We start from the raw sequence: 12,594 nt of genomic DNA on the forward strand, positions 1-12,594 counted from the left end.
GATGCACGCCAACATCCGCTACAGCTTCGGCGGCGACGAGCACCTGTTCGCCGAGGTCGCCGAAGCCATGTCGCTGGAAGCCTTCTTTCGCGGCATGGCGATCACCCGCGCGATCGAGGCCCTGCAATTGCCCGGGGTGCTCGACGTGTGCCTGGCCAACGCCTCGTTCCAGGTCCGCTTCGACCCCGACCGGCTGGCCCCGGAGGCGCTGCTGGAGACCGTGCGCGGCCTGGAAGCCGAGGCGGTCGCCGCGCGCAGCATCGAGACGCGTATCGTCGAAGTGCCGGTGTTGTACAACGATCCCTGGACCCACGAGACCCTGATGCGCTTCCGCGACCGTCACCAGGACCCGGACTCCACCGACCTCGAGTACGCCGCGCGGATCAACGGCTACGCCGACGTGCAGGCGTTCATCCAGGCGCACAGCGGCACGCCGTGGTTCGTCTCGATGGTCGGTTTCGTTGCCGGCCTGCCGTTCATGTACCAGATGGTCGAGCGCGAACGGCAGTTGCAGGTGCCCAAGTACCTGCGTCCGCGCATCGACACGCCGAAGCTGACCCTCGGCCACGGCGGTTGCTTCGGCTGCATCTATTCGGTGCGCGGTGCCGGCGGCTACCAGATGTTCGGCGTGACTCCGGCGCCGATCTTCGATCCCCGCCAGGGCCTGCCCTATCTCGAGGAATCGATGGTGTTCTTCCGCGCTGGCGACATCGTCCAGTTCCGCCCCATCGAGCGGACCGAATACGAGCGCATGGCGGCCGAAGTCGAAGCGGGCACATTCGACCTGCGCATCCGTCCGGTGAGTTTCGATCTCGACGCGTTCCTCGCCGATCCGCGAGGCTGCACGCAACGTCTGCAGGAGGTGCTGTATGTCGATTAAGGTGCTCAAGCCCGGCCTTGCCACCTCGGTGCAGGACGCCGGCCGCGAAGGCCACTATCACCTGGGTATCCCGCCGTCCGGCGCGCTCGACCAGTACGCCCTGCGCGCGGCCAACCTGCTGGTGGGCAACGCACCGACCGCCGCCGTGCTGGAGTGCGCGCTGCTGGGTCCGCAGCTGGAGTTCCAGCGCGACGCCCTGGTGGCCGTGTGCGGGGCGCGCATGACGCCTCGCCTGGAGGGCGCGGAGATGCCGCTGGATACTTCCTTCCGGGTTCGCGCCGGCCAGGTACTGGGGTTCGACTTCATCCGTGCCGGCGCCCGTGGCTATCTCGCCATCGACGGCGGCATCGCGGTACCCGAGGTGCTGGGCAGCCGTTCGACCTACGGTCTGGGGGCGATCGGTGGCTTGCAGGGACGGCGACTGGCGGAGGGCGACCTGCTGCCCCTGGGGCCTGCCTCGCCCTCTGCCGTGGAGGGCTTGGCGCTGCCGCGCTCGTTGCAGGTGGAGGTCGGTGGCGAGGTGAGCTTGCGGGTGGTTCCCGGGCTCTACGTCCATCGCCTGACCCCCGACGCGGTCGAGCGTTTCTTCGCCGAGACCTGGACCGTCGGCTCGGAGGCGGACCGCACCGGCTACCGCTTCAAGGGCGGCACGGCGCTCCGGTTCGAGCCGCGCGAACAGCCATTCGGCGCAGGCTCGGACCCGTCCAACATCGTCGACGCCTGCTATCCCATCGGCTCGATCCAGGTACCGGGCGGGCTCGAACCCATCGTCCTGCATCGTGATGCGGTGTCCGGTGGGGGATATGCCACGCTGGGCACGGTGATCAGCCCCGACCTGAACCGGCTGGCGCAGATGCAACCGAACCAGAAGGCGCGTTTCGTCGCCGTCAGCCTGGAGGAAGGTCTCGAGGCGCGTCGCCGTTACAACTGGCAAGTGCAACGACTCCAGCACTTCTTCCTGCGCTGAGTCGTCGATACCGGCCGCTTCCGTCTGCGAAGCGGCCTCCCGCTCACTTGTAGTAGATATCTATCGCAGCGGTGGCATTGAATCGACCCAACGTAGGTGCGTTGGTCATCCATTTCAGTTGGGCCAGGAAGTTCTTCACCACGACCTGGTCTTTGCTGTGTTCCACCAATTGGAATTCTTTGTTGAAGGGGACGATGCGACGGTCTTCTTGCCTGAGCACGGTGATGCCTACGGACTTGTTGTCTCCCGGCACCAACGTGTCGCCTACGGTGCTGGAAGAGTTCACGGGACTCAGAAGGGCTCCCAGGCCATAGGCGCTATGCAGTTCTTGCTTGCAGTGATCTGGAAAGGCTTCTCCTTGATGGTCTGGTTGGTGGCGGCTTGAAGCGCTTGAAGTAGGCCGAAGTCGAGTGTCTTGGGTGAAATGCTCAGGGGCGACGATCGCCGATGAAATGATCAAATATTGATCAGATGTATACCTGTGTCCTGGTCTGGGTTGACAGCGTCCTAGAGCCACTTATGATGCCCCTTAAGCCTGACCCCGGCGTGCCGGGGCTCCCCGACAAAAGGCGCCATGCAAGCGTCGAAGGAATCTTCCCCATGAGTGCAACCGCTTCCGTCGCCACCCGTCACGACTGGTCCCTCGCCGAAGTCCGTGCCCTGTTCGAGCAGCCGTTCAACGACCTGCTGTTCCAGGCGCAGACGGTGCATCGCGCGTACTTCGACCCGAACCGCGTACAGGTCTCGACGCTGCTGTCGATCAAGACCGGCGCCTGTCCCGAGGACTGCAAGTACTGCCCGCAGTCCGGCCACTACAACACCGGCCTGGACAAGGAGAAGCTGATGGAGGTGCAGAAGGTCCTCGAGGCGGCGGCCGAGGCCAAGGCCATCGGTTCGACCCGCTTCTGCATGGGCGCTGCCTGGAAGCACCCGTCGGCCAAGGACATGCCCTACGTCCTGGAGATGGTCAAGGGCGTGAAGAAGCTCGGCCTGGAGACCTGCATGACCCTCGGCCGCCTGACCCAGGAACAGACCCAGGCGCTGGCGGACGCCGGCCTCGACTACTACAACCACAACCTGGATACCTCGCCGGAGTTCTACGGCAACATCATCACCACCCGCACCTACAGCGAGCGCCTGCAGACCCTGGCCTACGTGCGCGAGGCGGGGATGAAGATCTGCTCCGGCGGCATCCTCGGCATGGGCGAGTCGGTGGACGACCGCGCCGGCCTGCTGATCCAGTTGGCGAACCTGCCGGAGCACCCGGAGTCGGTGCCGATCAACATGCTGGTGAAGGTCAAGGGCACGCCCCTGGCGGAAGAGAAGGACGTCGATCCCTTCGACTTCATCCGCACCCTGGCGGTGGCCCGGATCATGATGCCGAAGTCCCACGTGCGCCTGTCCGCCGGCCGCGAGCAGATGAACGAGCAGATGCAGGCGCTGGCCTTCATGGCCGGGGCCAACTCGATCTTTTACGGCGAAAAGCTGCTGACCACGAAGAACCCGCAGGCCGAAAAGGACATGCAGTTGTTCGCCCGTCTCGGCATCAAGCCGGAAGAGCGCGAAGAGCACGCCGACGAAGTGCACCAGGCCGCCATCGAGCAGGCGTTGGTGGAACAACGCGAATCGAAGCTGTTCTATAACGCCGCTTCCGCCTGACCATACTGGAAGGGAGGGCGCCGCCGTCCCTTCGTTGCAGCCGCTGATGTCGGCCCTGCGTGGACGGGTGCGCCTGCGTCCGTCCAGCAACACGAGCGACCTGCCATGTCCTTCGATCTCGCTTCCCGCCTCGCCAGCCGGCGCGCGGAAGACCTCTACCGCCAGCGGCCGCTGCTGGAGTCGGCCCAGGGCCCGGACGTCGTGGTCGACGGCCAGCCGCTGCTGGCCTTCTGTTCCAACGACTACCTCGGCCTGGCCAATCATCCCGAAGTGATCGCCGCGTTACGCGCCGGCGCCGAGCGCTGGGGCGTGGGCGGCGGCGCCTCGCACCTGGTGGTCGGCCACAGCGGTCCGCACCACGAACTGGAGCTGGCCCTCGCCGAATTCACCGGGCGGCCGCGCGCGCTGCTGTTCTCCACCGGCTACATGGCCAACCTTGGCGCGGTGACCGCGCTGGTCGGCAAGGGCGACACGGTGCTGGAGGACCGCCTCAACCACGCTTCGCTGCTGGATGCCGGATTGCTCTCCGGCGCGCGTTTCTCGCGCTACCTGCACAACGACCCGGCAAGCCTCGCCGCGCGCCTGGACAAGGCCGAGGGCAATACCCTGGTGGTCACCGATGGGGTCTTCAGCATGGACGGCAATCTCGCCGACCTGCCGGCCCTGGCCGCCGTCGCGCAGGCCCGCGGCGCCTGGCTGATGGTCGACGACGCGCATGGCTTCGGCCCGCTGGGCGCCAGCGGCGGCGGGATCGTCGAACACTTCGGCCTCGGCCAGGAGCAGGTGCCGGTGCTGATCGGCACCCTCGGCAAGGGTTTCGGTACCGCCGGCGCCTTCGTAGCGGGCAGCGAGGAACTGATCGAGACCCTGATCCAGTACGCCCGGCCCTACATCTACACCACCAGCCAGCCGCCAGCGGTGGCCTGCGCCACCCTGAAGAGCCTGGAGCTGCTGCGCCGCGAAAGCTGGCGGCGGCAACACCTGGCGGCGCTGATCGCCCGTTTCCGCCATGGCGCCGAGGCGCTTGGCCTGACCCTGATGGACAGCTTCACGCCGATCCAGCCGATCCTGGTCGGCGGCAGCCGCCAGGCCGTGGCCCTGGCCGGCATGCTTCGAGCCCGCGGCATCATGGTCGGCGCGATCCGCCCGCCAACCGTGCCGGCCAACAGCGCGCGGCTGCGCGTCACGCTGTCCGCCGCGCACAGCGAAGCGCAGGTCGACCGCTTGCTCGAAGCCCTCGGCGAAAGCTGGCGACAGCTGTCGTCTAGCCTTCTGGCAGAGATCGAAGCCGAGGAGGGAGACGATGCGTGACCACCTGATCCTGTTGCCGGGCTGGGGCCTGGGCAGCGCACCGCTGGAACCGCTGCGCGACGCGCTGCACGAGCGCGAGCCGCACCTGAACGTGTTGATCGAGCCGCTGCCGTCGCTGGACGATGCCGCCGACTGGCTCGACGAACTCGACGACAACCTGCCGCGCGATAGCTGGCTGGCCGGCTGGTCGCTGGGTGGCATGCTCGCCGGCGAACTGGCGGCGCGCCGCGGCGACGATTGCCGGGGCCTGCTGACCCTGGCCAGCAATCCGTGCTTCCGTGTGCGCGAGGACTGGCCGAACGCGATGCCGGCGGAAACCTTCGAGGACTTCTTCGAGGCTTTCCTGCTCGAACCGCACCTGACCCGCAAGCGTTTCACCCTACTGGTCAGCCAGGGTGCGCGCGACCCTCGGACCCTGGCGCGGCAACTGCAGGTGGCGCTGCCGCAGCTGGAGCGCGAGGCGCTGGTCGCCGGCCTGCAGTTGCTCGGCCAACTGGATACCCGGGCCGCCCTGGAAAACTTCCGCGGGCCGCAATTGCATCTGTTCGCCGAAGCCGATGCGCTGGTGCCGGTGGCCGCCGCCGAGGCCCTGCTCGAGTGGCTGCCGGACGTCGAGGTCTCGACCCTGGCGGCCAGCCACGGCCTGCCGCTGGAATGCCCGGACGAGGTGGCCAGCGCAATCCTGAGATTCCTTCGCGAGGGTGACGATGCCTGACGATTCCGCGCCGCTGCTGGCGCCCCATGGCGTTGCCGCGCTGCCCGACAAGCGCCGGGTCGCCGCGTCGTTTTCCCGCGCGGCGGCCAGCTACGACGCGGTGGCCGAACTCCAGCGCGGCGTCGGCGAGAGCCTGCTGTCGGCATTGCCGGAAGGCTTCTCGCCGCGCCGCTGGGTCGATCTCGGCTGCGGCACCGGTCATTTCAGCCGGGCCCTGGAACGCCGCTTTGGCGCGGCCGAGGGCCTGGCTGTGGACATCGCCGAAGGCATGCTGCGGCATGCCCGCGCGCGCGGCGGCGCCAGCCATTTCATCGGCGGCGACGCCGAGAGGCTGCCGTTGCGCGACGGCAGTTGCGACCTGCTGTTCTCCAGCCTGGCCATCCAGTGGTGCGCCGACCTCCCGGCGGTCCTGGCCGAGGCGCGGCGGGTCCTGCGGCCGGGCGGCGTGCTGGCGTTCAGCAGCCTGTGCGTCGGTACCCTGGGCGAGTTGCGCGACAGTTGGCGGGTGGTGGACGGCTTCGTCCACGTCAATCGCTTCCGCGCCTTCGCCGACTACCTGCAACACGCGGCCGGCAGCGGTCTGCTGCCGCTGACCCTGCGCCACGAGGACCGGGTCCTGCATTTCCCCGACCTGCGCAGCCTGACCCACGAACTCAAGGCGCTGGGCGCGCACAACCTCAACCCCGGGCGGCCCGACGGCCTGACCGGGCGCCAGCGCATCCGCGCGCTGGTCGCCGCCTACGAGCGTTTCCGCCAGCCCGAGGGGCTGCCCGCTACCTACCGCGTCGTCTTCGGCGTGCTGCGCAAGGATTCCTGAACCATGCCGGCGTTCTTCGTCACCGGTACCGACACCGAGATCGGCAAGACCACCATCGCCGCCGGCCTGCTCCACGCGGCCCGGCGTGCCGGCCTGAGCACCGCCGCGGCGAAGCCGGTGGCCTCCGGCTGCGAGCCCACGGCGCAAGGCCTGCGCAATGGCGACGCGCTGGCGTTGCTCGGCCAGTGTTCGCTGGCGCTGGCCTACGAGCAGGTCAACCCGCTGGCCTTCGCGCCGGCCATCGCCCCGCACCTGGCGGCGCGCGAGGCCGGCGTCGAACTGAGCGCCGCACGCTTGCACGAGGCGGTGCGCGAGGTGCTGGCGCTACAGGCCGATCTCACCCTGGTGGAGGGCGCCGGCGGTTGGCGCGTGCCGTTGCAGGGTCGCGAGAACCTCTCCGACCTGGCGCGCCTGCTGGCGCTGCCGGTGGTGCTGGTGGTCGGCGTGCGCCTGGGCTGTATCAACCATGCGCTGCTCAGCGCCGAGGCGATCCTAGGCGACGGCCTGGCGCTGGCCGGCTGGGTGGCCAACGTGGTCGACCCGGCTACCTCGCGCCTGGAGGAGAACCTGGCGACCCTCGCCGAGCGCCTGCCGGCGCCCTGCCTGGGCCGGGTACCGCGCCTGGAGGAAGCCACTCCCGCGGCCGTGGCCGCGCACCTCGACCTGCGGCCCCTGGGCATCGGGCTATAAACAGCGGGCCGTCCATAACCAACGGGCGGTACCCAGCGCCGGCCAAGTCTGCTTGAATAGAAGCCACTTGCTATCGTAGCGGCGCGTGCGCGTCCCCAGGAGTAGAGGGTGGAAATTTCCGGCAACGCTTTCGTCAGTGGCCTCAATGCGGTGCAGTCGGGTAGCGCCCGCGTCGCCCAGGCCGGCAGCGAGATCGCCCGCAACACCGTGGAGGCCCGTTCGCCCCAGGCCGAGCAGATGGTCGAGCTGACCCGCGGCAAGCTCGAGGCGCAGAGCGGCGCCCGGGTCATCGAGGTAGCCGACGAGACCCTCGGCACCCTGATCGACACCCACGCCTGACTCCCTGGCGGCCGGCAGCGGTCGCCCCCGACTCTTTCTTTTCCGACTGTCACCCGGCGGCCCCTGAAGCCTGCCGGGCGCTTCGCCATGGGCTTTACTGAGAGAGACGAAAGCGCTTTGGATGGTCGTTGCAGCCAGTGATTTCGGGCATGACCGAGCGGTCGGTTCGGATGCTTGACAAGGGATTGGCGTAAACGTATGTTTCAAACGCCTGTTTGAGAGTCGGGACGCATGAGTGCGTCCGGCAAGGCGACCGGGAGCGATCCCGCACTGCGACCGCAGACTCTGGACATCCGTCCGGTCGCCGATTAACCAGAACCCTTCGTAGAGGTTGACTGCTATGCCTGATTACAAGGCCCCCTTGCGTGATATCCGTTTCGTTCGCGACGAGCTGCTGGGCTACGAAGCGCACTACCAGAGCCTGCCGGGCGCCGAAGACGCGACTCCCGACATGGTCAACGCCATCCTCGAGGAAGGTGCGAAGTTCTGCGAACAGGTGATCGCTCCGCTGAACCGCGTTGGCGACCTGGAAGGCTGCACCTGGAGCGCCGACGGCGTGAAGACCCCGACTGGCTTCAAGGAGGCCTACCAGCAGTTCGTCGAAGGCGGCTGGCCGAGCCTGGCCCATGACGTCGAGCACGGCGGCCAGGGTCTGCCGGAATCCCTCGGGCTGGCCATCAGCGAGATGGTCGGCCAGGCCAACTGGTCCTGGGGCATGTACCCGGGCCTGTCCCACGGCGCCATGAACACCCTGCATGCCCACGGCACCGCCGAGCAGCAGGCGACCTACCTGACCAAGCTGGTCTCCGGCGAGTGGACCGGCACCATGTGCCTGACCGAGCCGCACTGCGGCACCGACCTGGGCATGCTGCGCACCAAGGCCGAGCCGCAGGCCGACGGCAGCTACAAGGTCACCGGCACCAAGATCTTCATCTCCGCCGGCGAGCACGACATGGCCGACAACATCGTCCATATCGTCCTGGCCCGCCTGCCCGACGCCCCGCAGGGCACCAAGGGCATCTCGCTGTTCATCGTGCCGAAGTTCCTGCCCAACGCCGAAGGCAACGCCGGCGAGCGCAACGCGGTTTCCTGCGGCTCCATCGAGCACAAGATGGGTATCCACGGCAACGCCACCTGCGTGATGAACTTCGACGCCGCCACTGGCTTCCTGATCGGCCCGCCGAACAAGGGCCTGAACTGCATGTTCACCTTCATGAACACCGCTCGCCTGGGTACCGCGCTGCAAGGCCTGGCCCACGCCGAAGTCGGTTTCCAGGGCGGCATCGCCTATGCTCGCGAGCGTCTGCAGATGCGCTCGCTGACCGGTCCGAAGGCGCCCGAGAAGCCCGCCGACCCGATCATCGTGCATCCTGACGTGCGCCGCATGCTGCTGACCATGAAGGCCTTCGCCGAAGGCAATCGCGCGATGCTGTACTTCGCCGCCAAGCAGGTCGACATCGTCCAGCGCAGCCAGGACGAAGAGCAGAAGAAAGCTGCCGACTCGATGCTGGCCTTCCTCACGCCGATCGCCAAGGCGTTCATGACCGAAGTCGGCTTCGAATCCGCCAACCACGGCGTGCAGATCTTCGGCGGCCACGGTTTCATCGCCGAGCACGGCATGGAGCAGAACGTCCGCGACAGCCGCATCTCGATGCTGTACGAAGGCACCACCGGCGTTCAGGCCCTCGACCTGCTGGGCCGCAAGGTGCTGATGACCCAGGGCGAGGCGCTGAAGGGCTTCACCAAGATCGTGCACAAGTTCTGCCAGGCCAACGAAGCCAACGAAGCCGTCAAGGAATTCGTCGCTCCGCTGGCACAGCTGAACAAGGAGTGGGGCGACCTGACCATGAAGGTCGGCATGGCCGCCATGAAGGATCGCGAGGAAGTCGGCGCCGCTTCGGTGGACTACCTGATGTACTCCGGCTACGCCTGCCTGGCCTACTTCTGGGCCGACATGGCGCGCCTGGCCGCCGAGAAGCTGGCCGCCGGCACCGGCGAGGAAGCCTTCTACAAGGCCAAGCTGCAGACCGCGCGCTTCTACTTCCAGCGCATCCTGCCGCGTACCCGCGCCCACGTCGCCGCCATGCTGTCCGGCGCCAACAACCTGATGGAGATGGCCGAGGAAGATTTCGCCCTCGGTTACTGATGGCACGGGCCGCTGGCGGCCCGTTCCCCAGGTGAGAAAGAGCCCGCCCTTCGGCGGGCTTTTTCATGCCTGCGATCCGCTGCATCCTGGCCTTCCGACCTCGGGGTTATGGCGTTGCATTCAGCGTCCGCAGCGTGATTGTAGGCGCCCGCCCGGCGCAGTAGCTTCGAGGGATTCGCGCCTGTGGGGCGCCCCTGCCGAGGAGAACAGAGATGCCGGAATACAAGGCTCCGCTGCGCGACATGCGCTTCCTGATCGATGAGGTATTCGACTTCCATGGGCGCTACCAGGCGCTCGGCGCCAGCGACGCGACCCCGGACATGGTGGCGGCGATCCTCGATGAAGGGTCGAAATTCTGCGAACAGGTTCTGGCGCCGCTGAACCGCTCCGGCGACGAAGAGGGCTGCCACTTCGACAACGGCGTGGTGACCACGCCCAAGGGTTTCAAGGAAGCCTATGCACAGTACGTCGAGGGTGGCTGGAACGGTGTCGCCAGCGATCCCGCGTACGGCGGCCAGGGCCTGCCGCACTCGCTGGGTCTGCTGCTCAGCGAGATGATCGGCTCCAGCAACGTCTCCTGGGGCATGTACCCGGGCCTGACCCGCGGCGCCATGTCGGCGATCCACGCCCACGGCAGCCAGGCGCAGAAGGACCTCTACCTGGCGCGGATGACCGCCGGCACCTGGACCGGCACCATGTGCCTGACCGAGCCGCACTGCGGCACCGACCTGGGCATCATCAAGACCCGCGCGGTGCCGAACGCCGACGGCAGCCATGCGATCAGCGGGACGAAGATCTTCATCTCCGCCGGCGAGCACGACCTGAGCGAGAACATCGTCCACCTGGTGCTGGCCAAGCTGCCCGATGCGCCGGCCGGGACCAAGGGTATCTCGCTGTTCATCGTGCCGAAGTTCCTTCCCGACGCCGAAGGTAACGTGGGCGCGCGCAATGCGGTCTCCTGTGGCTCCATCGAGCACAAGATGGGGATCAAGGCCTCGGCCACCTGTGTGATGAACTTCGACGGCGCCACCGGCTACCTGATCGGCGAGCCGAACAAGGGCCTGCACTGCATGTTCACCATGATGAACCACGCCCGCCTGGGCACCGGCATGCAGGGCCTGTGCCTTGGCGAGACCAGTTACCAGGGCGCCGTGCGCTACGCCCGGGAGCGCTTGCAGATGCGCTCGCTGACCGGGCCGAAGGCGCCGGACAAGCCGGCCGACCCGATCATCGTGCACCCCGACGTGCGGCGCATGCTGCTGACCATGAAGGCGTTCAACGAGGGCAACCGCGCGCTGGCTTACTTCACCGCCCAGTTGCTCGACACCGAGCACCTGTCGCAGGACGCCGCCGAGCGCGAGCGGGCCGCCGACCTGCTGGCCTTCCTGACACCGATCTGCAAGGCCTTCATGACCGAGACCGGGCAGGAGGTGACCAACCTCGGCATGCAGGTCTACGGCGGCCACGGCTACATCCGCGAGTGGGGCATGGAGCAGTTGGTCCGCGATTGTCGCATCGCACAGATCTACGAAGGCACCAACGGCATCCAGGCCCTCGACCTGCTCGGCCGCAAGGTATTGGGCAGCCAGGGCAAGCTGCTGCGCGGTTTCACCAAACTGGTCCACCAGTTGTGCCAGGCCCAGGCCGAGCATCCGCAACTGAAGGGACAGGTCGCGCAACTGGCGGCGCTGAACGCGCAGTGGGGCGAACTGACCCAGCAGGTGGGCCTGGCGGCGATGAAGAATGCCGACGAAGTGGGCGCCGCCTCGGTGGACTACCTGATGTTCTCCGGCTACGTGACCCTGGCCTATTTCTGGTTGCGCATCGCCCTGGTGGCGCGCGAGAAGCTGGATGCCGGCAGCGGCGAGGCCGCGTTCTACGAAGCCAAGCTGGCCACCGCCGACTTCTACTTCAGTCGCCTGCTGCCGCGCACCGCGGCGCACGCCGCGGCGATCCAGGCCGGCGCGGCGGGCCTGATGAGCCTGTCGGCGGAGCAGTTTTCGCTCTAGCGGTTGCCGGGGCAGGGGCGCGGCGCTTCTTCCCCCCGGTTTCTCCCGCACTCGCCGGGCCCGCCGGACTCCCGGCGAACTCGCTCGAGCCCGCGAAAAGCGGGCTTTTTCATGCCTGTCGCATAGAAGACCGATATAGACTTAATGGTCACGACGTGACGCTACAAGTCCGAAATGTTGGTGGTGTAGACTCGGCCGCGGCACACCTTTCGTGCCTCCATTTTGTTGCCGCTGGCCCCCGGCCGGCGATCGGTACGATCGAGGATTCCCCCACATGGCTGATTACAAAGCTCCGCTGCGCGACATGCGCTTCGTCCTCAATGAGGTGTTCGAGGTCTCCCGGCTCTGGGCGCAACTGCCGGCGCTGGCCGAAGTGGTCGACGCCGAGACCGCCGCGGCGATCCTCGAAGAGGCCGGCAAGGTCACCGCCGGTACCATCGCCCCGCTGAACCGTCCGGGCGACGAGGAAGGCTGCCAGTGGAACGCTGGCGCGGTGAGCACCCCGGCCGGCTTCCCCGAGGCCTACCGGACCTACGCCGAAGGCGGCTGGGTCGGCGTCGGCGGTGATCCGGCCTACGGCGGCATGGGTATGCCCAAGGTGATCTCGGCGCAGGTCGAGGAACTGGTCAACTCGGCCAACCTGTCGTTCGGCCTGTATCCGATGCTGACCGCCGGCGCCTGCCTGGCGCTCAATGCCCATGCCAGCGACGAACTGAAGGACAAGTACCTGCCGAACATGTACGCCGGTATCTGGGCCGGTTCCATGTGCCTGACCGAGCCGCATGCCGGCACCGACCTGGGTATCATCCGCACCAAGGCTGAGCCGCAGGCCGACGGCTCCTACAAGATCAGCGGGACCAAGATCTTCATCACCGGCGGCGAGCATGACCTGACCGAGAACATCATCCACCTGGTGCTGGCCAAGCTGCCCGACGCCCCGGCCGGGCCGAAGGGCATCTCGCTGTTCCTGGTGCCGAAGGTGCTGGTCAACGCCGACGGCTCGCTGGGCGAGAAGAACAGCCTGGGTTGCGGCTCCATCGAGCACAAGATGGGGATCAAGG

Annotated in this window: 12 protein-coding genes; 11 read left to right on the top strand and 1 reads right to left on the bottom strand. The window is 67.3% G+C overall.

The genetic code is table 11. The features are described from left to right. Position 1 precedes the first annotated feature (1 nt). On the top strand, positions 2–880 hold the full coding sequence (locus tag HMPREF2581_RS16455) for a 5-oxoprolinase subunit B family protein (RefSeq protein ID WP_003084817.1): 879 nt from the start codon (positions 2–4) through the stop codon (positions 878–880). Continuing rightward, positions 870–1,847, top strand: a complete 978-nt coding sequence (locus tag HMPREF2581_RS16460) for a 5-oxoprolinase subunit C family protein (RefSeq protein ID WP_003084819.1) — start codon at positions 870–872, stop codon at positions 1,845–1,847. The genes HMPREF2581_RS16455 and HMPREF2581_RS16460 overlap by 11 nt, the downstream gene beginning before the upstream one ends. Positions 1,848–1,890: 43 nt before the next feature. On the opposite strand, the gene HMPREF2581_RS33570 is transcribed toward HMPREF2581_RS16460, so the two are convergent. After that, complete coding sequence (locus HMPREF2581_RS33570) at positions 1,891–2,133, bottom strand: fimbrial protein (RefSeq protein ID WP_073650955.1); 243 nt, start codon at positions 2,131–2,133, stop codon at positions 1,891–1,893. A 314-nt stretch (positions 2,134–2,447) separates the two neighbouring features. On the opposite strand from HMPREF2581_RS33570, the gene bioB reads away from it, so the two are divergent. The 9 genes from bioB to HMPREF2581_RS16510 all read left to right on the top strand — a co-directional run. Continuing rightward, a complete protein-coding gene (bioB, locus tag HMPREF2581_RS16470; protein ID WP_003084824.1) occupies positions 2,448–3,506 on the top strand; it encodes a biotin synthase BioB in 1,059 nt (352 codons plus the stop codon). 105 nt (positions 3,507–3,611) lie between these two features. Then, complete coding sequence (bioF, locus tag HMPREF2581_RS16475; RefSeq protein ID WP_003084826.1) at positions 3,612–4,817, top strand: 8-amino-7-oxononanoate synthase; 1,206 nt, start codon at positions 3,612–3,614, stop codon at positions 4,815–4,817. Then, entirely contained in the window at positions 4,810–5,532 is a 723-nt protein-coding gene (locus tag HMPREF2581_RS16480) for an alpha/beta fold hydrolase (RefSeq protein ID WP_003084828.1), read from the top strand. The genes bioF and HMPREF2581_RS16480 overlap by 8 nt, the downstream gene beginning before the upstream one ends. Next, positions 5,525–6,349: a malonyl-ACP O-methyltransferase BioC gene (bioC, locus tag HMPREF2581_RS16485; RefSeq protein WP_003084830.1), complete on the top strand. Its 825-nt coding sequence runs from the start codon at positions 5,525–5,527 to the stop codon at positions 6,347–6,349. Before HMPREF2581_RS16480 ends, bioC begins: the two co-directional genes overlap by 8 nt. A 3-nt stretch (positions 6,350–6,352) precedes the next feature. Next, positions 6,353–7,039 carry a dethiobiotin synthase gene (gene bioD / locus HMPREF2581_RS16490; RefSeq protein WP_003111241.1) on the top strand — a complete coding sequence of 229 codons (687 nt, stop codon included), beginning with the start codon at positions 6,353–6,355 and terminating at the stop codon, positions 7,037–7,039. A gap of 108 nt (positions 7,040–7,147) precedes the next feature. Continuing rightward, positions 7,148–7,378, top strand: coding sequence for a hypothetical protein (locus HMPREF2581_RS16495; protein ID WP_003103338.1), 231 nt, complete (start codon positions 7,148–7,150; stop codon positions 7,376–7,378). Positions 7,379–7,718: 340 nt separating this feature from the next. Next, on the top strand, positions 7,719–9,524 hold the full coding sequence (locus HMPREF2581_RS16500) for a phenylacyl-CoA dehydrogenase (RefSeq protein ID WP_003084842.1): 1,806 nt from the start codon (positions 7,719–7,721) through the stop codon (positions 9,522–9,524). A gap of 212 nt (positions 9,525–9,736) precedes the next feature. Continuing rightward, on the top strand, positions 9,737–11,533 hold the full coding sequence (locus HMPREF2581_RS16505) for an acyl-CoA dehydrogenase C-terminal domain-containing protein (RefSeq protein ID WP_003137312.1): 1,797 nt from the start codon (positions 9,737–9,739) through the stop codon (positions 11,531–11,533). A 274-nt stretch (positions 11,534–11,807) separates the two neighbouring features. Continuing rightward, the coding region (locus HMPREF2581_RS16510; protein WP_049266737.1) for an acyl-CoA dehydrogenase family protein at positions 11,808–12,594 on the top strand (787 nt) is incomplete at its 3' end.

This window comes from Pseudomonas sp. HMSC057H01, assembly GCF_001836405.1.
Classification (GTDB): Bacteria; Pseudomonadota; Gammaproteobacteria; order Pseudomonadales; family Pseudomonadaceae; genus Pseudomonas; species Pseudomonas aeruginosa.

Excerpts from the sequence above, each read along its gene's own strand:
- HMPREF2581_RS16455 (WP_003084817.1), top strand. The coding sequence starts at position 2 with ATGCACGCCAACATCCGCTACAGCTTCGGCGGCGACGAGCACCTGTTC.
- HMPREF2581_RS16460 (WP_003084819.1), top strand. The coding sequence starts at position 870 with ATGTCGATTAAGGTGCTCAAGCCCGGCCTTGCCACCTCGGTGCAGGAC.
- bioB (WP_003084824.1), top strand. The coding sequence starts at position 2,448 with ATGAGTGCAACCGCTTCCGTCGCCACCCGTCACGACTGGTCCCTCGCC.
- bioF (WP_003084826.1), top strand. The coding sequence starts at position 3,612 with ATGTCCTTCGATCTCGCTTCCCGCCTCGCCAGCCGGCGCGCGGAAGAC.
- HMPREF2581_RS16480 (WP_003084828.1), top strand. The coding sequence starts at position 4,810 with ATGCGTGACCACCTGATCCTGTTGCCGGGCTGGGGCCTGGGCAGCGCA.
- bioC (WP_003084830.1), top strand. The coding sequence starts at position 5,525 with ATGCCTGACGATTCCGCGCCGCTGCTGGCGCCCCATGGCGTTGCCGCG.
- bioD (WP_003111241.1), top strand. The coding sequence starts at position 6,353 with ATGCCGGCGTTCTTCGTCACCGGTACCGACACCGAGATCGGCAAGACC.
- HMPREF2581_RS16500 (WP_003084842.1), top strand. The coding sequence starts at position 7,719 with ATGCCTGATTACAAGGCCCCCTTGCGTGATATCCGTTTCGTTCGCGAC.
- HMPREF2581_RS16505 (WP_003137312.1), top strand. The coding sequence starts at position 9,737 with ATGCCGGAATACAAGGCTCCGCTGCGCGACATGCGCTTCCTGATCGAT.